This window comes from Acidovorax sp. GW821-FHT09A11 (assembly GCF_059418365.1).
Genome location: NZ_JBWKPS010000002.1, coordinates 385,040 through 403,590 on the forward strand (window position 1 = coordinate 385,040; position 18,551 = coordinate 403,590).

General features: G+C 66.6%; 19 protein-coding genes. 4 read left to right on the top strand and 15 right to left on the bottom strand.

What is annotated here, in order from left to right:
- Positions 1–155: 155 nt before the first annotated feature.
- Complete coding sequence (gene fnr, locus AC07PV_RS05820) at positions 156–878, top strand: fumarate/nitrate reduction transcriptional regulator Fnr (RefSeq protein ID WP_218294148.1); 723 nt, start codon at positions 156–158, stop codon at positions 876–878.
- 65 nt (positions 879–943) lie between these two features.
- On the opposite strand, the gene AC07PV_RS05825 is transcribed toward fnr, so the two are convergent.
- The 9 genes from AC07PV_RS05825 to AC07PV_RS05865 all read right to left on the bottom strand — a co-directional run bounded on the left by AC07PV_RS05825 (position 944) and on the right by AC07PV_RS05865 (position 9,007).
- A complete protein-coding gene (locus AC07PV_RS05825; protein WP_218294147.1) occupies positions 944–1,237 on the bottom strand; it encodes a hypothetical protein in 294 nt (97 codons plus the stop codon).
- A 51-nt stretch (positions 1,238–1,288) separates the two neighbouring features.
- Positions 1,289–1,570 (bottom strand): FixH family protein, encoded by a 282-nt coding sequence (locus AC07PV_RS05830; RefSeq protein WP_218294146.1) that lies wholly within the window; start codon positions 1,568–1,570, stop codon positions 1,289–1,291.
- Between the two features lie 72 nt (positions 1,571–1,642).
- Positions 1,643–3,088, bottom strand: coding sequence for a cytochrome c oxidase accessory protein CcoG (ccoG, locus tag AC07PV_RS05835; RefSeq protein ID WP_492806321.1), 1,446 nt, complete (start codon positions 3,086–3,088; stop codon positions 1,643–1,645).
- Positions 3,089–3,176: 88 nt separating this feature from the next.
- Positions 3,177–4,097, bottom strand: coding sequence for a cytochrome-c oxidase, cbb3-type subunit III (gene ccoP / locus AC07PV_RS05840; RefSeq protein ID WP_218294144.1), 921 nt, complete (start codon positions 4,095–4,097; stop codon positions 3,177–3,179).
- Between the two features lie 24 nt (positions 4,098–4,121).
- Complete coding sequence (locus tag AC07PV_RS05845; protein ID WP_010460656.1) at positions 4,122–4,259, bottom strand: cbb3-type cytochrome oxidase subunit 3; 138 nt, start codon at positions 4,257–4,259, stop codon at positions 4,122–4,124.
- A gap of 12 nt (positions 4,260–4,271) precedes the next feature.
- Positions 4,272–4,904: a cytochrome-c oxidase, cbb3-type subunit II gene (gene ccoO, locus AC07PV_RS05850; RefSeq protein WP_218294143.1), complete on the bottom strand. Its 633-nt coding sequence runs from the start codon at positions 4,902–4,904 to the stop codon at positions 4,272–4,274.
- Positions 4,905–4,921: 17 nt separating this feature from the next.
- Positions 4,922–6,361 (bottom strand): cytochrome-c oxidase, cbb3-type subunit I, encoded by a 1,440-nt coding sequence (ccoN, locus tag AC07PV_RS05855; RefSeq protein WP_218294142.1) that lies wholly within the window; start codon positions 6,359–6,361, stop codon positions 4,922–4,924.
- Between the two features lie 64 nt (positions 6,362–6,425).
- On the bottom strand, positions 6,426–6,563 hold the full coding sequence (ccoS, locus tag AC07PV_RS05860) for a cbb3-type cytochrome oxidase assembly protein CcoS (RefSeq protein WP_056169616.1): 138 nt from the start codon (positions 6,561–6,563) through the stop codon (positions 6,426–6,428).
- On the bottom strand, positions 6,563–9,007 hold the full coding sequence (locus AC07PV_RS05865; protein WP_492255372.1) for a heavy metal translocating P-type ATPase: 2,445 nt from the start codon (positions 9,005–9,007) through the stop codon (positions 6,563–6,565). Before AC07PV_RS05865 ends, ccoS begins: the two co-directional genes overlap by 1 nt.
- A 107-nt stretch (positions 9,008–9,114) precedes the next feature.
- Here AC07PV_RS05865 and AC07PV_RS05870 point away from each other — a divergent pair, with 107 nt between their 5' ends.
- Both AC07PV_RS05870 and AC07PV_RS05875 read left to right on the top strand, forming a co-directional pair.
- Positions 9,115–9,558 carry a universal stress protein gene (locus tag AC07PV_RS05870; RefSeq protein ID WP_218294141.1) on the top strand — a complete coding sequence of 148 codons (444 nt, stop codon included), beginning with the start codon at positions 9,115–9,117 and terminating at the stop codon, positions 9,556–9,558.
- Between the two features lie 164 nt (positions 9,559–9,722).
- Complete coding sequence (locus AC07PV_RS05875; RefSeq protein WP_492806317.1) at positions 9,723–10,355, top strand: TetR/AcrR family transcriptional regulator; 633 nt, start codon at positions 9,723–9,725, stop codon at positions 10,353–10,355.
- Between the two features lie 55 nt (positions 10,356–10,410).
- Here AC07PV_RS05875 and AC07PV_RS05880 read toward each other — a convergent pair whose 3' ends face one another.
- From AC07PV_RS05880 to lgt, 6 genes are all read right to left on the bottom strand, one after another.
- Positions 10,411–11,985, bottom strand: coding sequence for a malonate--CoA ligase (locus AC07PV_RS05880; RefSeq protein ID WP_494629690.1), 1,575 nt, complete (start codon positions 11,983–11,985; stop codon positions 10,411–10,413).
- Positions 11,986–12,047: 62 nt separating this feature from the next.
- Positions 12,048–12,851 carry an enoyl-CoA hydratase/isomerase family protein gene (locus tag AC07PV_RS05885; RefSeq protein ID WP_494629692.1) on the bottom strand — a complete coding sequence of 268 codons (804 nt, stop codon included), beginning with the start codon at positions 12,849–12,851 and terminating at the stop codon, positions 12,048–12,050.
- Between the two features lie 140 nt (positions 12,852–12,991).
- The gene (locus AC07PV_RS05890) at positions 12,992–14,005 is read right to left on the bottom strand and encodes a Bug family tripartite tricarboxylate transporter substrate binding protein (protein WP_218294137.1); all 1,014 of its coding nucleotides are present in this window, start codon (positions 14,003–14,005) and stop codon (positions 12,992–12,994) included.
- Positions 14,006–14,214: 209 nt separating this feature from the next.
- Positions 14,215–15,714 carry a malonyl-CoA decarboxylase gene (locus tag AC07PV_RS05895; protein WP_494629859.1) on the bottom strand — a complete coding sequence of 500 codons (1,500 nt, stop codon included), beginning with the start codon at positions 15,712–15,714 and terminating at the stop codon, positions 14,215–14,217.
- Positions 15,714–16,382 carry a GntR family transcriptional regulator gene (locus AC07PV_RS05900; protein WP_218294136.1) on the bottom strand — a complete coding sequence of 223 codons (669 nt, stop codon included), beginning with the start codon at positions 16,380–16,382 and terminating at the stop codon, positions 15,714–15,716. Before AC07PV_RS05900 ends, AC07PV_RS05895 begins: the two co-directional genes overlap by 1 nt.
- A gap of 578 nt (positions 16,383–16,960) precedes the next feature.
- Positions 16,961–17,788 (bottom strand): prolipoprotein diacylglyceryl transferase, encoded by an 828-nt coding sequence (lgt, locus tag AC07PV_RS05905; protein ID WP_494629694.1) that lies wholly within the window; start codon positions 17,786–17,788, stop codon positions 16,961–16,963.
- 212 nt (positions 17,789–18,000) lie between these two features.
- Between lgt and bfr the strand changes: the two genes are divergently transcribed.
- A complete protein-coding gene (bfr, locus tag AC07PV_RS05910; RefSeq protein WP_218294134.1) occupies positions 18,001–18,471 on the top strand; it encodes a bacterioferritin in 471 nt (156 codons plus the stop codon).
- Positions 18,472–18,551: the final 80 nt, after the last annotated feature.

Genomic DNA, 18,551 nt, shown 5'->3' on the forward strand with positions numbered 1-18,551 from the left:
CCGTAAGCTGCCCCCCATGTCCTTGACATGAATCAAGTGATGGAGTGGCCGGAACAGCGACAATTTGATGCATGTCAGTCGCCTGCCCGCCCTCCAAGAGACTCCCTCTTCGGCCATCGGGCGGTATGCTCGAAACCTAACTCCGCCCTGTGCCTATGAACCCGCTCACCATCAAAGTCGCCTGTTCCAATTGCAACCTGCGCGAGCTGTGCATGCCGGTGGGCCTGAGCGAAGAGCAACTGCACCGCATCGACGAGGTCGTTGCAGTTCGCCGCAAGGTGAAGCGCGGCGGCACGCTGTTTCGCAATGGTGAGTCGTTCACCTCGCTTTATGCCATCCGCACCGGCTTTTTCAAGACCTGCGTGGCCACCGAGGACGGGCGCGACCAGGTCACGGGGTTCCAGATGGCGGGCGAGATCATCGGCCTGGACGGCATCGTGAATGACCACCACACCTGCGATGCGGTGGCCCTGGAAGACGCCGAGGTCTGCGTCATGCCGTTTGACCGCATCGAGGAACTGTCCCGCGAGGTCACCGCGCTGCAGCACCACGTGCACAAGATCATGAGCCGCGAGATCGTGCGCGAACACGGCGTGATGCTGCTGCTGGGCAGCATGCGTGCCGAGGAGCGCCTGGCAGCGTTCCTGCTCAATCTGGTGCAGCGCCTGCACGCCCGCGGATTCTCGCAGTCCGAGCTGGTGCTGCGCATGACGCGCGAGGAGATCGGCAGCTACCTGGGCCTCAAGCTCGAGACCGTGAGCCGCACCTTCTCCAAGTTTGTGGAAGAAGGCATTGTCGAAGTCAAGCAGCGCCATGTCCGCATCCTCGAGACCGACGCGCTCAAGCGCATCGTGAACAACCAGTCCGCCTGCCACTGAGCAAGGCGAGCCAGGTCCGCCCGTCCCGGCAACGCCTTGCCACCGGAGCCCGGCCGGTGCGCTGTTCAAGGGCAGGATGATGTCTTTCGGCAATCATCAGGGCGCTCGCCTTCGGGCACGGGGCAGCGGTTGAGTTCAAAGGGCGACATTGCCAGCAGCGTGGTCAACGCGCTGGAGGCCATGGTGATGGCCCAGAACGCAAAGAACGCGAGCGTGTAGACGCCCTGGCGCGACAGGGCCAGCGGCTGCCCGAACCAATGCAGGTCCTGCGGGTCCACCATCGCAAAAACCAGCATCTCCATCGCGCCCGCCATCAGAAAGGCGGGCCATGCAATCCACATCAGGCGTTGCGTCCACATCGGGGTTGTCTCCTGGTAAGGCCGCGCAGACCCGCTGCTCGGCCAGGGGTTTCAGCGTGGCTGGTCCTGAACCGGTGTCGCCGCGTGGTTGCGGCCCTTCATGGCCGGGGCCAGGCTCTTCTCCGGAGCCTCCAGCGTCTTGTTGATTTCGATGCCCTGGCGGTAGTAGTCCTCGGCGACCACGGGGTCTGGCCGCGAAATCGCCAGCCACAGCGTGACAAAGCCCGCCACGATGACGATGGCAGGGCCGGCGATGATCAGCCAGACGTGGCCGAATTTCCACCAGGGCGCAGCGGTGGCGGGGGCGGAGCCGATGGCTGGATTGGATGGCATGGGTGCTTGCTCCTCAAAAATCTTCTCGGTCATACAACGTCCCCGGGGCCGTGCACCGGGGTGCACGTCGCCTCATCGGGGCACCAGGAATACGGACTTCTCGGTCACATGGGCCGCAGCGCCCACCGCCTGCACATCGAACTGCACGGCATGGGAGCCCGGGGGCGCGGAGCCATACGGTATCTGCAGGCGCACGGCCACCCACCGGGACTCCGCGGGGCCAATGTCCACCTCGGCTTCAGAGGCCACCTCCAGCCCGTCCAGGCCGCGGGCGCCGATGCGGTAGCGCTGGGGGCCTTCGGTGGCGTTCATGATCTGCAGGCGGTAGATATTCTCCAGCTTGCCGCCCGCCACGATGCGCGACAGGGCCGCGCGGTCGCGCACCACATCCACCTTGAGCGGCGTGCGGGTGACCAGGCTGGCCATCATGCCCACGCACAGTGCCACCAGCACGGCGGTGTAGATCAGCACGCGAGGCCGCAGGACGCGCCGCAGGATCTGCGACTGGCTCCAGCGCTGCGCCACGCCGTTCTGCGTGGAAAAGCGGATCAGCCCCCGGGGGTAGTGCATCTTGTCCATCACCGTGTTGCACGCATCCACGCACAGTCCGCAGCCAATGCACTCGTACTGCAGGCCCTTGCGGATATCGATGCCCACGGGACACACCTGCACGCACAGGGTGCAGTCAATGCAGTCACCCAGGCCCTTGGCCTTGTGGTCGATCGTCTTGTTGCGCGGGCCGCGCGGCTCGCCGCGTTCCACGTCATAGCTCACGATCAGGGTGTCCCGGTCGAACATCGCGCTCTGAAAGCGCGCGTAGGGGCACATGTACTTGCACACCTGCTCGCGCATGTAGCCCGCATTGCCATACGTGGCAAAGCCGTAGAACAGCACCCAGAATATCTGCCAGTTGCCCTGCAGCGCCAGCAGTTCCGCGCCGAGCTCGCGGATGGGCACGAAATAGCCCACGAACGTGAACCCCGTCCACAGCGCCACGGTGATCCATACCACCTGTTTGAGAAACTTCTTGCGGATCTTCTCGAAGGTCCAGGGCCCGTTGTCCAGCCGCAGCCGGGCACTGCGATCGCCTTCGATCTTGTGCTCGATCCACATGAACATTTCGGTGTAGACCGTCTGGGGACAGGCGAAACCGCACCACAGCCGCCCCGCCACGGCCGTGAACAGGAAAAGCGACAGCGCCGAGATGATGAGCAGGCCCGTGAGATAGATGAAGTCCTGCGGATAGAGCACCAGCCCGAAAATATAGAACCGCCGTGCCCCCAGGTCGAACAGCACCATCTGGCGCTGCCCCCACTCGAACCAGGGAAGGCCGTAAAAGACCAGTTGCGTGAGAAACACCATGCCCCAGCGCCAGCGTGCGAACAGGCCACTGATGGAGCGCGGGTAAATCTTCTTCTGCGCTTCGTACAAGGAGACGATCTCGCCCTCGGACGAGGCATCGGATGCAACCGGTGCAATCGGAATGACCTTGCGGGCTGGCCCGCTGGGTGGCTTCATGGTGGTGTCGACCTATTGGCTTGGTGTGTCTTCAGCAATGGGGCAAAAAACCGGGGGCAGCGCCAGGGGGCGCACCACCCGGCCCGGATCAGCGCACCGCGGCAGCCTGCTTGCCGTTGGACAGGCCCCATACGTACGCAGACAGCACGCCGATCTGCGCTTCCGTCAACTTGTCGGCCTGGGCCGGCATCTGGTTGACCTTGCCGTTGTTGACCATGGCGGTAATGGCCGCCTCGCCCCAGCCATGCAGCCAGACGTCGTCGGTCAGATTGGGGGCACCCAGCGCCTGGTTGCCCTTGCCGTCCATGCCATGGCAGGCCGCGCATGCCGTGAACTTGGACTTGCCCAGCGAAGCACGCAGCGAATCGTGCGGGCTGCCCGACAGGCTCAGCACATAGTGCGACAGGTTGCGCACGTCTTCGGGCGTGCCCACTGCGGCCGCCATGGGAGGCATGTTGCCCACACGGCCCTTCTCGATCGTTTCACGGATCTTCTCGGGCGCCCCGCCATGGAGCCAGTCACCGTCCGCCAGATTGGGGAAACCCTTGCTGCCGCGCGCGTCGGAACCATGGCACTGAGCGCAGTTGTTCATGAACAGGCGCTCGCCAATGGCCTGGGCCTGCGGGTCCCTGGCCACGTCTTCCGGCTTCATCGAGGCGAAACGGGCATACAGCGGCTCCAGTTCAGCCTTGGCCTTGGCCATCTCGGCTTCGTATTCGCCCTTCTGCGTCCAGTTCAGCTTGCCGGTGAAACTGCCAAGGCCTGGGTAGGCGGCCAGGTAGCCGAAGCCGAAGACGATGGTGATGACGAACAGCCAGACCCACCAACGCGGCAGGGGGTTGTTCATTTCGACCAGGTCCTCGTCCCAGACGTGGCCCGTGGTGTTGTCGGCCGTGGCCATCACCTTCTTGCGGCCTGCCATCCATAGCAGGATGCCGCAGGCGATGATGCCGACCAGGGTCAGCGTGGTCACAAAGACCGACCAGAAATTGCTGGTGAAGTCACTCATGGGGTGTTCTCGTTCTGGTGGGGGTCAATCTTGTTCAAAGGGCAGCCGAGCGGCCTCGTCAAACCGGGCCTTGTTGCGGCCCCGGTAGGCCCAGACCCAGATGCCGACGAAGCAGGCCATCGAGGCCAGCGTGGCGACGATGCGCATGGTGGTGATGTCCATTGCGAACCTCCTTTACTTGAGCGCACGGCCCATGACTTGCAGGTAGGCGACCAGCGCCTCCATCTCGGTCTTGCCCTTGACGTCGGCCGCGGATGCCGCGATCTGCTCGTCCGTGTAGGGCACGCCGACGGTGCGCAGCGCCTTCATGCGCGGCGCAACGCTCGCGGGGTCCACCGCGTTCTTTTCCAGCCAGGGATAGGCGGGCATGTTCGACTCAGGCACCACGTCGCGCGGGTTGTTCAGGTGGATGCGGTGCCACTCATCGCTGTACTTGCCGCCCACGCGGTGCAGGTCGGGTCCGGTGCGCTTGCTGCCCCACTGGAAGGGATGGTCGTACACGAACTCGCCCGCTACCGAGTAGTGGCCGTAGCGCAGCGTCTCGGCGCGGAAGGGGCGGATCATCTGCGAATGGCAGTTGTAGCAGCCCTCGCGGATATAGATGTCGCGGCCCACCAGTTGCATGGCGTTGTAGGGCTCCACACCCTTGACCGCCTCGGTCGTGGACTTCTGGAAGAACAGCGGCACGATCTCCACCAGGCCGCCAATGGCGATCACGAGCAGGATCAGCACGATCATCAGGAAGTTGTTGGTCTCGACTTTCTCGTGGGAGAAGCCGGTCGAAGAAGATGGATTGTTGTTGGACATGGGTTATCTCCTTCGGCTCAGGCGTGCGCAGCATTCACGGCGGGAATGGCAACCTTGACCGAACGGCCCGAGATCGCTGTCACCCACACGTTCCAGGCCATGACCACCATGCCCCCCAGATACAGCAGGCCGCCAGCCACACGGATCACATAGAAGGGGTACGTGGCCTTCACGCTCTCGACGAAGGTGTAGGTGAGCGTGCCATCGGGATTGATGGCGCGCCACATCAGGCCCTGCATCACGCCGGCGATCCACATGGCGGCGATGTACAGGACGATGCCGATGGTGGCCATCCAGAAGTGCAGCTCGATCGCCTTGATGGAGTGCATCTTCTCGCGGCCGAACAGGCGGGGAACCAGGTAGTACAGCGACCCCATCGAGATCAGGCCCACCCAGCCCAGGGCGCCGGAGTGCACGTGGCCCACGGTCCAGTCGGTGTAGTGGCTCAGGGCATTGACGGTCTTGATGGACATCATCGGGCCCTCGAACGTGGACATGCCGTAGAACGACAGCGACACGATCAGGAAACGCAGGATCGGGTCGTCGCGCAGCTTGTGCCAGGCGCCGGACAGCGTCATCACGCCGTTGATCATCCCGCCCCAGCTGGGGGCCAGCAGGATCAGCGAGAACACCATGCCCACCGATTGCGTCCAGTCGGGCAGCGCGGTGTAGTGCAGGTGGTGGGGACCGGCCCACATGTAGGTGAAGATCAGCGCCCAGAAGTGGACGATGGACAGGCGGTAGCTGTACACCGGACGGCCTGCCTGCTTGGGGATGAAGTAGTACATCATCCCGAGGAAGCCCGCCGTGAGGAAGAAGCCCACGGCATTGTGGCCATACCACCACTGCACCATCGCATCCTGCACGCCCGCATAGGCCGAGTAGCTCTTCATGAAGCCGGCGGGAATCGCTGCGCTGTTGACCACATGCAGCAATGCCACGGCCAGGATGAACGCACCGAAGAACCAGTTGGCCACATAGATGTGCTTGACCTTGCGCACACCGATGGTGCCGAAGAACACGATGGCGTAGGACACCCAGACCAGCGTGATCAGGATGTCGATGGGCCATTCAAGCTCGGCGTACTCCTTGCCGGAGGTGTAGCCCAGCGGCAGGCTGATGGCGGCGGCCACGATGACCAGCTGCCAGCCCCAGAACGTGAACGCCGCCAGCGGCCCGGCGAACAACCGGACCTGGCTGGTGCGCTGCACCACGTAGTAGCTTGTGGCGAACAGCGCGCAGCCGCCAAACGCAAAAATCACCGCGTTGGTGTGCAGGGGGCGCAAGCGCCCGTAGCTGAGCCAGGGTATGCCAAAGTTGAGTTCAGGCCAGGCCAGCTGGGCGGCGATGATGACGCCCACCAGCATGCCAACCACCCCCCATACCACGGCCATGATAGAAAACTGCCGCACCACCGTGTCGTTGTAGTGCGCAGCATTTGTTTTTGGAGAATCCATCGGGCACCTCTTTGTATTGCAGTAAGAGTTTGTTGCAGCCAGCTTTTCAGGGCATTGACACAAGTCAATCGTCTCGGAGAATCCGTTCACCTTCTTGCTCGACGCTCTCGAACTGGCCGTGATGAACCGCCCACCACAGTCCTGCAAGAACCATCAAGACCAGCACCACGGACAGCGGAATCAGCAGGTACAGAATGTCCATCAGGCGGCCTTCAGCGTTGTCTTGGTGATTTCAATGGCCGGAGCACCCTCTGGCGGCAGCGGCGCTGCGCCCGAGGAAGACAACGGCGGAAGATCTCGTGCAAGGCGCGCGGCATTGAGGACCACCAGCAGCGAACTCAGCGCCATTCCCAGCCCGGCGAGCCAGGCGGGCATGAAACCCGCCACGGCCAATGGAACACACAGGGCGTTGTAGCCCGCGGCCCACCACAGGTTCTGGCGCACCACACGCAGGGTGCGCCGCGCCAGCAGCACCGTTTGCGGCACCAGCGCCAGGCTGTCGCCCAGCACGACAAAATCGGCCTGCGCCTGCGCCAGCGGCACGGCGCGGCCAAACGCGAAGGACACATGGGCGCCTGCCAGCACCGGGCCATCGTTCATGCCATCGCCCACCATGGCCACGTGGTGGCCGCCGGCCTGCAGCGCCTGCAACGCGGCCAGCTTGCCCTGGGGCGTGCACTCCCCCGCCGCCTGCGCTATGCCCGCCTGCGCAGCCACGCGCCGCACCGACACGGCCCGGTCACCGGACAGCAACTGCACCGCCAGGCCGGCATCCGCCAACGTCGTCACCACGGCCGGGGCCTCGGCGCGCAGAGCCTCCACCAGGTCGAAGCGCGCCAGTTCCAGCACCCGCCCGTCGGGGCGCTGTTCCGACAGCACCACCTGCAGTGCGGCGCCGTCCTGCGGCGCCACGCCCGCATGGCGGGCGGAGCCCAGCCGGAACGTGCGGGCAGGCTCCGCGCCCAGGCCATCCCGCGCCACGGCCACCAGGCCGAGCCCGGCTTCCTCCTGCAGGCCGCTCACGATCCAGCGCCCGTCGTCCTGCGCGCCAGCGGCGGCCACCACGGCGCGCGATGCGGGATGCATCGATTGGCGCGCCAAGGCGGACGCCAGCGCCAGCGCGCCCCGTGCCGTCCATCCTTCGATGGCATGCACGGCTTGCAATGCCATGCCGTCCCGCGTGAGCGTGCCGGTCTTGTCAAACACCACGGTATCCACACGGGCCAAGGCCTCCAGGCCCTGCAGGTTGCGCACCAGCACGCCATGGCGCGCCAGCGTGCCCGCCGCCGTGAGCATGGCGACCGGTGTGGCCAGGGACAGTGCACAGGGGCAGGTCACGATGAGGACCGCCACCGCCACCATCAGCGCATGGCCAGGATCGGAGGGCCACCAATACGCGGCCGCCAGGGCCGCGGCCGCGAGCACCGCCACCAGGAACGGCCGCGCGATGCGGTCGGCCAGCTGTGCCAGCCGGGGTTTCTGCAGCGAAGCGCTTTCCATCAAGGCCACGATCTGCGCGAAGCGCGTCTGCCCGCCCGTGCCCTCCACCTGCACCTCCACCGGCGCCTGCAGGTTGTAGCTGCCGGCCGTGACCACGCTGCCCACGGGCCGCGCCACCGGGGTGGACTCTCCCGTCAGAAGGGATTCGTCGGCCTGGGTGCTGCCCCGGGTGATGCGCCCATCGGCCGGAAAGGCCTCGCCCGGCAGCACGCGGATCGTGTCCCCCACGGCCAAGCGGCGTGTGGCCACGCGCACGAAACTGCCATCCGCCGAGCGCAGCTCCACGCTGTCGGGCAGGCGGTTCATCACGGCTTCCAGCGCGCCGGCAGTGCGGTCGCGCAGGCGCAGTTCGAGCCAGCGCCCCGTGAGCAGGAAAAAGACGAACATGGTCAGCGAGTCGTAGTACACCTCTTTCCCGAAGATGCCCGTGGGGTCGAAGGTCCCGGCCGTGCTCACCGCGAAAGTGATGGCCATGCCCAGCGCCACGGGCAGGTCCATGCTCACGCGGCGCAACCGGATATCGCGCAGCGCGCTGGAGAAGAAGGGTCCGCACGCAAAGACCACCATCGGCAAGGTAATGACCCAGGAAGCCCAGCGCAGCAGCTGCTCCATCTCCTGCGTGAGGTCGCCCGGCTGTGCCACATAGGCCGGCCACGCGTACATCATGACCTGCATCATGCAAAAACCCGCCACCAGCCAGCGCCACAGCGCGCGGCGGCTCTCGCGCAGGCGCTGCTCGCGTGCAAAGGCGTCCATGGCGGGCATGGCGCGGTAGCCGGCCTTGTGCACTGCTTGCATCCACTGCGAGGGGCGCACCTGCGCCGGGTGCCAGACCACGCGCGCGCGCCGCGTGGCGGCGCTCACATCGGCCTGCTGCACGCCCGGCACGGCGCGCAGCGCGTCTTCGATGGTGAGCGCGCAGGCCGCGCAGTGCATGCCCTCCAGCACCACCTGGGATTCCCAGGCGCACGCGGCAAGGTCCGCGGGAGCACCACCCGCCTGAGCACACGGGCGGCCGAATGCCGACCATTCCTGCGGGTCGTCCAGCAGCACGGCCTGCGGAGCGGGCGCGGCCGCCGGCCACGCGTCCGTCCCGGCATCTGTCTGATGCACCGGGGATGAGGCCGGCGCACCGGGTCCAAACATTGACATGGTTCAAGCCTATCGTGAGGGCCCGGCAGGTACATTGACCTGGATCAAGCCCCGGAACATGATTGATCCTAAGCTTGTTCCATCACTTTGAGGAGCCCTTTATGTACAAACGCATCCTGATTGCCACGGACGGTTCGGCCCTGTCGGACAAAGCGGTGGAGCACGGCCTGTCCCTTGCAGCCCTGTCGGGCGCCACGGTGGTGGCCCTCAAGGTCGTGCCACGCTATCCCCGCAGCTACTTTGAAGGCGGCATGCCGGTCGACATGAGCGACGTCAAGCGCATCGAGAAACAGTGGGGCGACGCCGCGCAGGCCATGGTCGATGGCGTCAAGACCGAAGGCATCGCCCAGGGCGTTGCCGTGAAGGCCGTCATCGCCAAATCCGATCTCGTCGCGGAAGCGGTGATCTCCGCCGCCAAGAAACACAAGTGCGACCTGATCGTCATGGCATCGCACGGCCGCAAGGGGCTCAAGCGCCTGCTGCTGGGCAGCGAAACCCAGCATGTGCTCACGCACTCGCACATCCCCGTGCTGGTGCTGCGCTGAGCACAGGGCAGAGGCCCCGCCACGCGGGCCCTGCCCAACGGCAGGGGCGGAGCCACGGCCGTGGCCGCCCCCGCGGAGCGGGCTGAAGGCACGCGGCGCATGCAGGCCTGCCGGCAACATACAGGTCTGTATCACATCTCCGTGCGATGTGGGAAAATCTGCGCATGAGACCACCTGGAACCCGTGACGGCACCCCGTCCTCGCGAGCTGCCTCCTCCGCCACGCCCGCGGCCATGCCGCCCGGCGATGTGCAGCAACGCATCCTCGACACCGCTTCCCAGCTTTTCTACAACGAGGGCGTTCGCGCGGTGGGCATCGACCTGATCATCGAGCGCGCGAAGATCGCCAAGACCAGCCTCTACCGCTACTACCGCACCAAGGATGACCTGATCGCGGCCTTCCTGGAGCGCGAAGACCGCGAGTTCTGGCAGCAATGGGACGACGTTGTCTCAACGCACGGCCCCGATCCCGCGGCGGAGCTCGACGCCCTGCTCCAGTGGGTGGGCGAGCGGGTGGCCCGCCCGGGCTACCGGGGATGCCCCCAGCTGAACGTGGCCGCGGAATTCGCGGACCCCGCGCACCCTGCCCGCGCCATCTCGGCCCGCCACAGGCTGGAGCAGCGCAAGCGGCTTTCGGCGCTGTGCCGGCGGCTCGGTGTGAAAAAGCCGGACGTGACCGCCGCCCAGCTCTCGCTGCTCGTGGATGGCGCGTTCAGCAGCGGGGCGCTGCTGCTGGGCGACAGCGCGGCCAAGGCCCTGCGGGCGGCCGGACGCGCCCTGGTCGGCGGCGGGCACTGACTGCGGCGGGCAGGTGCCAGCAGGCCGCGCCTGCGGCAGCCGCCAGCCCACGGGGTCAGGAAAACAGTGCCTTGTGCTGCTCGCGCAGAAGGTTCTTCTGCACCTTGCCCATGGTGTTGCGCGGCAACTCGTCGGCCACGAAGCAGCGCTTGGGGATCTTGAAGTTGGCCAGCTGCGACTTGAGCCGCGCCACGATGGCCTCGCCGTCGAGCTTCACGCCCGGCTTGGCGATGACCACGGCCACGCCCACTTCGCCGAAGTCCGGGTGGGGCACGCCGACCAGCGCGCTTTCGGCCACGCCGGGCATGTCGTTGATGTAGCCCTCGATCTCGGCGGGGTAGACGTTGTAGCCGCCGCTGATGATCAGGTCCTTGCTGCGGCCCACGATGCTCACGTAGCCGCGCTCGTCCACCTTGCCCACGTCGCCGGTCTTGAACCAGCCGTCAGGCGTGAACTCCTCGGCCGTCTTCTCGGGCATGCGCCAGTAGCCCTTGAACACGTTGGGGCCTTGCACCTGGATGTTGCCGATCTCGCCCACGGGCAGCGGCTTGTTGGCATCGTCCACCACGCGCAGGCCCACGCCGGGCAGCGGGAAGCCCACGGTGGCGCCACGCCGCTCGGTCTGGCCGGCATGGCGCGCGTCGGCCGCGTAGGGGTTGGATGTGAGCATGATGGTCTCGCTCATGCCGTAGCGCTCCAGGATGGTGTGGCCGGTGCGCTGCTGCCATTCGTTGAAGGTCTCGATGAGCAGCGGCGCCGAGCCCGCGACGAACAGGCGCATGTTCTTCGCCGCCTCCTTGGTGAGGCCGGCCTCGCCCAGCAGGCGCACGTAGAGCGTGGGCACGCCCATGAAGACGGTGGCGCGCGGCATGGCGGCGAGCACGGCCTTGGGGTCGAATTTGCTGAACCAGATCATCTTGCTGCCATTGATCAGCGCGCCGTGGATGGCCACGAACAGGCCGTGCACGTGGAAGATGGGCAGGGCGTGGATCAGCACGTCGCCACGGCCATCAGGCCCTCCGGTAGCCGTCCAGCCCCAGTACTCCTTGAGCACCTGCGCGTTCGACAGCAGGTTGCCGTGCGTGAGCATGGCGCCCTTGCTGCGGCCCGTGGTGCCGCTGGTGTACAGGATGGCGGCCAGGTCATCGGCCGCGCGCTGCACGGGCGTGTGGCTGTCGCCATGGTGCGCCGCGCGCTCCAGCAGGCTGCCGGTGCGGTCGTCGCCCAGGGTAAAGACGTGCTGCGTGCCCAGCGTGAAGGCGATCTTCGACACCCAGCCGAAGTTGCCCGGGCTGCACACCACCACCGCAGGCTCGGCGTTGCCGATGAAGTACTCGATCTCGGCGCTCTGGTAGGCCGTGTTGAGCGGCAGGAACACGTAGCCCGCGCGCAAGGTGGCGAGGTACAGCAGCATGGCTTCGACCGACTTTTCCACCTGCACGGCCACGCGGCTGCCCTCGGGCAGCTTGAGCGAGGCCAGCAGGTTGGCGATGCGCGCGCTGGCATGGTCCAGGTCGGCCCAGCTGTAGTGCAGCGGGGTGCCGTCGGGCGCCGTGGTTTCCACGGCGGTGCTGCCCAGGTCGGAGGGAAAGGCTGCGCGCAGGGCGCTGAAGAGGTTGTGTTGGCTCATGGCAGTTGGGCGGGGTTGCAAATGGTCAGATCCACAAGAGGAATGGAAATGGGCAAGGCCCATCAAAACATGGGGGCGCGTTTTTCAAGGAACGCGGTGATGCCTTCGCGGTGCTCGGCGCTGTCCGCGTACGCATAGGGGTCAGGCACATCGTTTGCTATATATTTAATAGCTGATTGCGCATTTACAGCAGGCGCCACAGGCACTTTCAATGCCCGAAATGTCTGTTTGTTCATGCGGGCGGCCTGGGGTGCCAGCGCGGCAATGCGCTGCGCGCTGCCCACCGCCTCGGTGGCCGTCCTGTCGTCGGCCACCACGCGGCTCAGGAAACCGCGCGCCAGCATGTCGGCGGCGCTGAAGGTGGCGGCTTCCAGCAGCATCTGCCGGGCCGTCACATCGCCCACGGCGCCGGCCACCAGCTGCGCCTCGCGGGGGGCCATGGGGAAGCCGAGCTTGGCGATGGGGGCACCAAAGCGGGCCGTACCGCCCGCGATGCGGATGTCGCAGCAGCTGGCGATCTCCACCCCGGCACCCATGCAGGCCCCGCTGATCTGGGCCACGATGGGGACGTCGCACAGGAGCATGGCGCTCAGCCCGCCCCAGACGTCGTTCTCATGGAAATCGCGCAAGGCCGCGGTGTCGAAGCGAAAGCCCGGGTACTCCGAAATGTCGCCCCCCGCGCAGAAGGCATCGCCCTCGCCGGCGATGAGCACGCAGCGCACATCGCTGCGCCGCTGGATGTCTTGAAACACCTCGCGCAGTTGCCGCCACATGCCCCGCGACATCGCGTTCAGCCGCCCGGCATGGCGCAAGGTGACATGCACCACGCCACGCTCACCGGCATCCATCAACACTTCACCTGACATATTCGTTGCCCATCACGTTTGCAAAGTCCACGCCCCACAACAACTGGCGCAACGCCATCGCCAGTGCCACCGTGGAACTGGCTCTGCCAGGCCACGGGTGGCGTCCCCCTCAGGGGGATGGCGCGAAGCGCCTCAGGGGGTCAATCAAGTTTTGCGCCAGAAGCCTTCACCACCGCCGCCCAGCGCTTGACCTCGCTGCTGACCATGCCGGCGAACTGCTGCTGCGTGAGGCCGCCGTATTCGGCGCCATTGCTGGCCCAGATGGTCTTGAGCTCGTCGGCCGCGCCGAGCTTGCGGATCTCCTCGACGATGCGCGCCTGGACATCGGCCGGCGTTCCCTTGGGCGCCCACAGGCCATACCAGGTGGTCACGGTGTAGTCGGGCAGGCCCACTTCGGAAGCGCAGGGCACGTCCGGGAAGGCCGCGTTGCGCTTGGAGCCGGACACCATCAGCGCCTTGATGCGCCCCGCCTTGATATGCGCGGCCGACGAACCCAGGCCATCGAACATCATGTCCACCTGCCCGCCGATCAGGTCCTGCAGCGCAGGGCCCGCGCCACGGTAGGGGATGTGCGTGATGAAGGTGTTGGTCTGCTGCTTGAACAGCTCGCCCGCCAGATGGTGCGATGTGCCCGCGCCCGCCGAGCCGTAGTTGAGCTTGGCGGGGTTGCGCTTGACATGGTCCATGAACTGCTGGAAGTTGCCCACCGGCACGTTCTTCGGGTTGACCACCACCACCTGCGGCACGTTGGCCAGCAGGTACAGCGGAATGAAATCCTTCTCGATGTCGTAGTCGAGCTTGGGGTACATCGACGGGGCGATGGCGTGGTGCACCGCGCCCATGAACAGCGTGTACCCGTCGGGCGCGGCCTTGGCGGCAAAACTGGCCCCCACGGTGCCCCCCGCCCCGCCCCGGTTGTCGATCACCAGCGTCTTGCCGGTGGCGCGGGAAAACTGCGCGGCCAGCGGCCGCGCGAACGCATCGGTGCCGCCTCCGGCCGGAAAGGGGACGACCAGGTTCACGGGCTTGGAGGGCCAGGCGGAGGCCTGCGCCCAGCTGCCGCCGCTGCCCAGGCCCAGGCCCGCTGCCGCCGCTGCGGCCAGCAGGCTGCGGCGCTGCACCGCTCGGTCGTCGATTCGCATGTTGTCTGTCATTTCCTTGTCTCCTGTCGTCGTTGTAAAAATGGAAACCGGTCCGTGGCGTGCGATCGGCCATCGGCCACCGGTTGCTGCCTGCACTTCTACCAGAAGACGCCGCGCCCCCGGGCGCCACGCCTGCCAGGCGGGCAGGTCAGCCGCCTTTCGGCCCCCGGCCCACCGGCCCAGGGCCAAAACAGTGCCGCCCGCCGCGCGGGCGGCACGGATCAATCACCACGGCACAGGCTGTCGATGTCCCCCGACACCGGCACCTTGCCCTGCGCAAGCAGGCTGCGGTGCTTGTCGATGCGCTTGAGGTCATACAGATAGTTCACCATCAGCCCGTACGACTGTTTGAGCCCCTTGCCGGAAGGATCGCCCGCCCAGTTCAGCCGTTCAACCCGCGCGCCGTTGCCCAGGTGAAAGCGTGCCACCGGGTCGACCGGCTTGCCTTCGTGCAGTTCGCGCCCCAGGTAGCGGGCGGCGCATTCCAGCAGCATCTGGCGCACGGGCGATTTGGCGTCAAGCTCCAGGGCCTTGTCGATGGCGGCCAGCAGGTGCGTGGGCTGCGGGGGCTCGAAGCCCACCGCGCGACCCAGCTCGGCGCGGCGCTTGTCATCCAGGCGCTCGAGCATCGCGCCCGCGTGCTTGCCCAGCCACGAGCGGAAGCCCGGAATGGGCGACAGCGTGGCAAAGGTGCGCAGCCGCGGGAACTCCGCGGTGAGCGTCTCCACCACGTGCTTGATGAGCGAATCGCCGAAGCTCACGCCGCGCAGGCCCGTCTGTGTGTTGCTGATCGAGTAGAAGATCGCCGTGGTGGCCCGGGAGATGTCCACCGGTGCGGCCGCCTCGTCCAGCAAGGGCGTGATGCTGGCAGAAATCTTGTCCACCAGCGCCACCTCCACGAAGATCAGCGGCTCGTTGGGCAGGCGCGGGTGAAAGAAGCCGTAGCAGCGCCGGTCGCTGTCGAGCCGGTTCTTGAGGTCCGCCCAGCTGCGGATGTCATGCACGGCCTCGTACTTGATGAGCTTTTCGATCAGCGAGGCCGGCGAATCCCACGACAGGCGGCGCAGCTCCAGGAAGGCCACGTCGAACCAGGTGGAGAACAGGTGTTCCAGCTCCGCGTCCAGCGCCAGCAGGCGCTTGTCGGCCTTGAGCAGCGGCAGCAGCTCGGCCCGCATGTCCACCAGGAAGCGCATGCCCTCGGGAAACACGGAAAAGCGCTGCAGCAGCCGGGTGCGCGGCGACACCAGCGCGCGGCGCAGGCTGATCTCGGCCTGCCCCTCCTCGGCCGTGCCCGCCGCGGCCTCGTAGCGCTGGCGGGCCGACTTGAAGCGCGTGGCGTCGGGCGCGAACTGCTCGCACATCAGGAGCCACATGTCGCGCCGCTCCTCGGGCTCGGCCCTGGCATACCACTCGGCCACCGCCTGGGCGCGGCGCCCGCCCTCGAGCTCACTCACCTGCGGGGCCACCACCTCCTGCAGGTCCGCCAGCAGGCGGCGCAGCGCGCGCGGCGACAGCGCCTCCTGCCCGCGGCGCAGCGTCGCCTGCAGACGTTCGTGCGTGGAGCGCGGCACGGCCACCTTGGCCACCACATCCGTCACCGACTTGTCGATGGCGGCCCTCGCGGGCTTCTCGCCGGACTTGTCGGCCGCCTTGTCCGTGGCAGGCGCGGCGGTGCGCAGGCGGGACACGCTGCGGGCGATCCATTCGGGGGTACTGTTCATCATGGTGTCAGCCTCGATTGCTGGTTGCGGGCAACGTCGCGCAGCGCATCGCGCTGGCGCAACAGGTGGGTGCGCATGGCCTCCTCGGCAGCGTCGCAGTCGCGCGCCTTGAGCGCGGCGAACACGGCCAGGTGCTCGGCCAGGCTTTGCTGCAGGCGGCCCGGCGCATGCAGCGTCTGCAGCCGCGCCAGCCGCAGGATCTTGCGCAGGTCGCCGATCACCTGCGCCAGCCAGCGGTTGTCCGCCAGCGTGATGAAGGCCTCATGGATCGCGTAGTTGGCTTCGTAGTAGTCGGTAAGGAGTCCGTCCGAGGCGCACTGCTGCAGGCGCTCGTGCAGCACCTCCAGCGCCGCGACGTCGGCGGCGCCCGCCTTGCGGGTGGCCTCGTGCGCGGCCCGCCCCTCCAGCAAGGCGATCACCGGGAACAGGTCGTCCAGGTCGCGTTCGGAGATCTCTGCCACGAAGCACCCCCGGCGCGGCTCGTGGCGCAGCAGGCCCTCGGCCACCAGCACCTTGAGCGCCTCGCGCAGCGGCGTGCGCGAAATGGCCAGCCGCTCGCACAGCGCCGCCTCGTCCAGAAAACTCCCCGGCGGCAAGGCCCCGGCGAAGATCTGCTCGCGCAGCCGCGAGGCAGCTTCGTCGTGCAATGAGTTGGGAATCGGGCGCATGGTGCGGGTGAACTCCAGTGGCAGAGGCGGAACAGTCAGATTCTCTGACGCCTTTGGCCGCCAACACGCCGCCAAAAGCTCACAAATACCGGGCTTTCTCTGATTTCTACGTAATTTCTCATAATTATGAAAAATTACAAGGCCTGGAACGCCCAATTCGTTGAATTTCGCAAAAAAATGCGGGCCGGTGGCTCCCACACCACATCCGCGCGCACTCAGCGGGCCATGGGGGCACGCTGGAAGAGGTTACGGAGAAGCCAGGCGCTTCGCGCACGACGGGATGACGTTGGCGGGGCTGCCCGCCCCCAGTGGCAAGGCCTGCACGGCCGCCGGACTCACTGGAAAACCGGTGCCCCAGGCCCTGCAGGACGCGCCGCGCGCATGGCACGGGTTCGGGTTCGGCGCCAGCCAGGGCCCCGCCGCGAAGGAGCGCCCTGAGGAAGGCAGCGGAAGAAGCCGCGTGCGCAAGCCCGCCACCCCGCGATACAGGCAGCGGGATGAGCAGTCGGCCACAACCCGCTGTTTGCTATATTTTCAATAGCTGCCAGCGCTTGATCATCAAGCGTCAGAAGTATTTTTTACTTGAAACCGGGCACGGGGGCCGGCTGCCGCTGTGCCCACAGCCACAGCGCGACGCCGGCGACGATCATGGGCACGCAGAGCCATTGGCCCATGCTCATGCCCAGCGACAGGACGCCCAGGAAGGCGTCGGGCTCCCGGAAATACTCGGCGATGAAGCGGAACGTGCCGTAGCCCACAAGGAACGCCGCCGCCACCTGGCCCTGGCGGCGCTCCTTGCGCGCATAGAGCCACAGCAGGATGAACAGCAGCAGCCCTTCCAACAGGAACTGATAGATCTGCGACGGGTGGCGTGGCTGCATGGAGCCGCTGTGCGCGAAGACCATGCCCCACGGCAGGTCGGGGCTGGAAAAGCGGCCCCACAGCTCGCCGTTGATGAAGTTGCCGACCCGCCCCGCCGCCAGCCCCGTGGGCACGCAGGGCGCCACGAAGTCGGCCACCTGCAGCCACGGACGCTTGCGCGAATGGGCAAACCACAGCATCGCCGCGATCACGCCCAGCAGCCCGCCGTGAAAGGCCATGCCCCCCTGCCACACCGCGAAGATCTCCAGCGGATGGCTCAGGTAGTAGCCGGGCTTGTAGAACAGGCAGTAGCCCAGGCGCCCACCGACCACCACGCCTGCCACGCCGAGGAACAGGATGTCCTCCACATCCTTGCGCGTCCACGCGCCGGGCCCTGTGATGGACGCGAATGGCGGGTGCCGCAGCCGGGCGATGCCCAGCAGCATGAACAGCCCGAAGGCCGCCAGGTAGGTCAGGCCATACCAGTGGATGGCCAGCGGGCCCACTTGCAGGGCGACGGGATCGATGTGGGGGTAGATCAGCATTTGGGCGGTATTGTGCCCGCGCGCCGTGGCGGAGGGCAGCCGGCAGCCCCGCGGGGCGTGGGGGCAGCCGCGGCGCGGGCCGCGCGCCCCATTTGCGCCCCAATGAGAACGCTTCTGATCCCGGTACGCATGCAGAGCGGCAAGCCGGGGGCATTGCCCACAAAGGCCACGGTCCGCGCGATACTCCCCACCAGAAATTCAAGGATAAGAACATGCAGGGAAACCCACAAGTCGTCGAGTATTTCAAGGATCTGCTGCGCGGCGAGCTGGCCGCGCGCGACCAGTATTTCGCGCACTCGCGGATCTACGAGGACCAGGGCTTCGTCAAGCTCTATACCCGTCTCGACCACGAGATGCAGGAAGAAACCCAGCATGCCGACGCGCTGCTGCGCCGCATCCTCTTCCTGGGCGGCCGCCCCGACATGCGCCCCAAGGAATTCACCCCCGGCGAGACCGTGCCCGAGATGCTGCGCAAGGACCTGGCCACCGAGTACGAAGTGCGCGCCGCCCTGCAAAACGGCATGGCCCTGTGCGAAAGCGTGGGCGACTACGTGAGCCGCGACCTGCTGCTGGCCCAGTTGCGCGACACCGAGGAAGACCACGCCTACTGGCTCGAAAAGCAGATCGGCCTGATCGACAGGATCGGCCTGCAGAACTACCTGCAGTCACAGGCATCGGCGTAAGAACCTGTTCAAGGCCTTTTCGGCCTAGAACAACTCCAGGGATTGCTATCCCGGCAAGGCTGTGCCCGGCCGCAGCATGC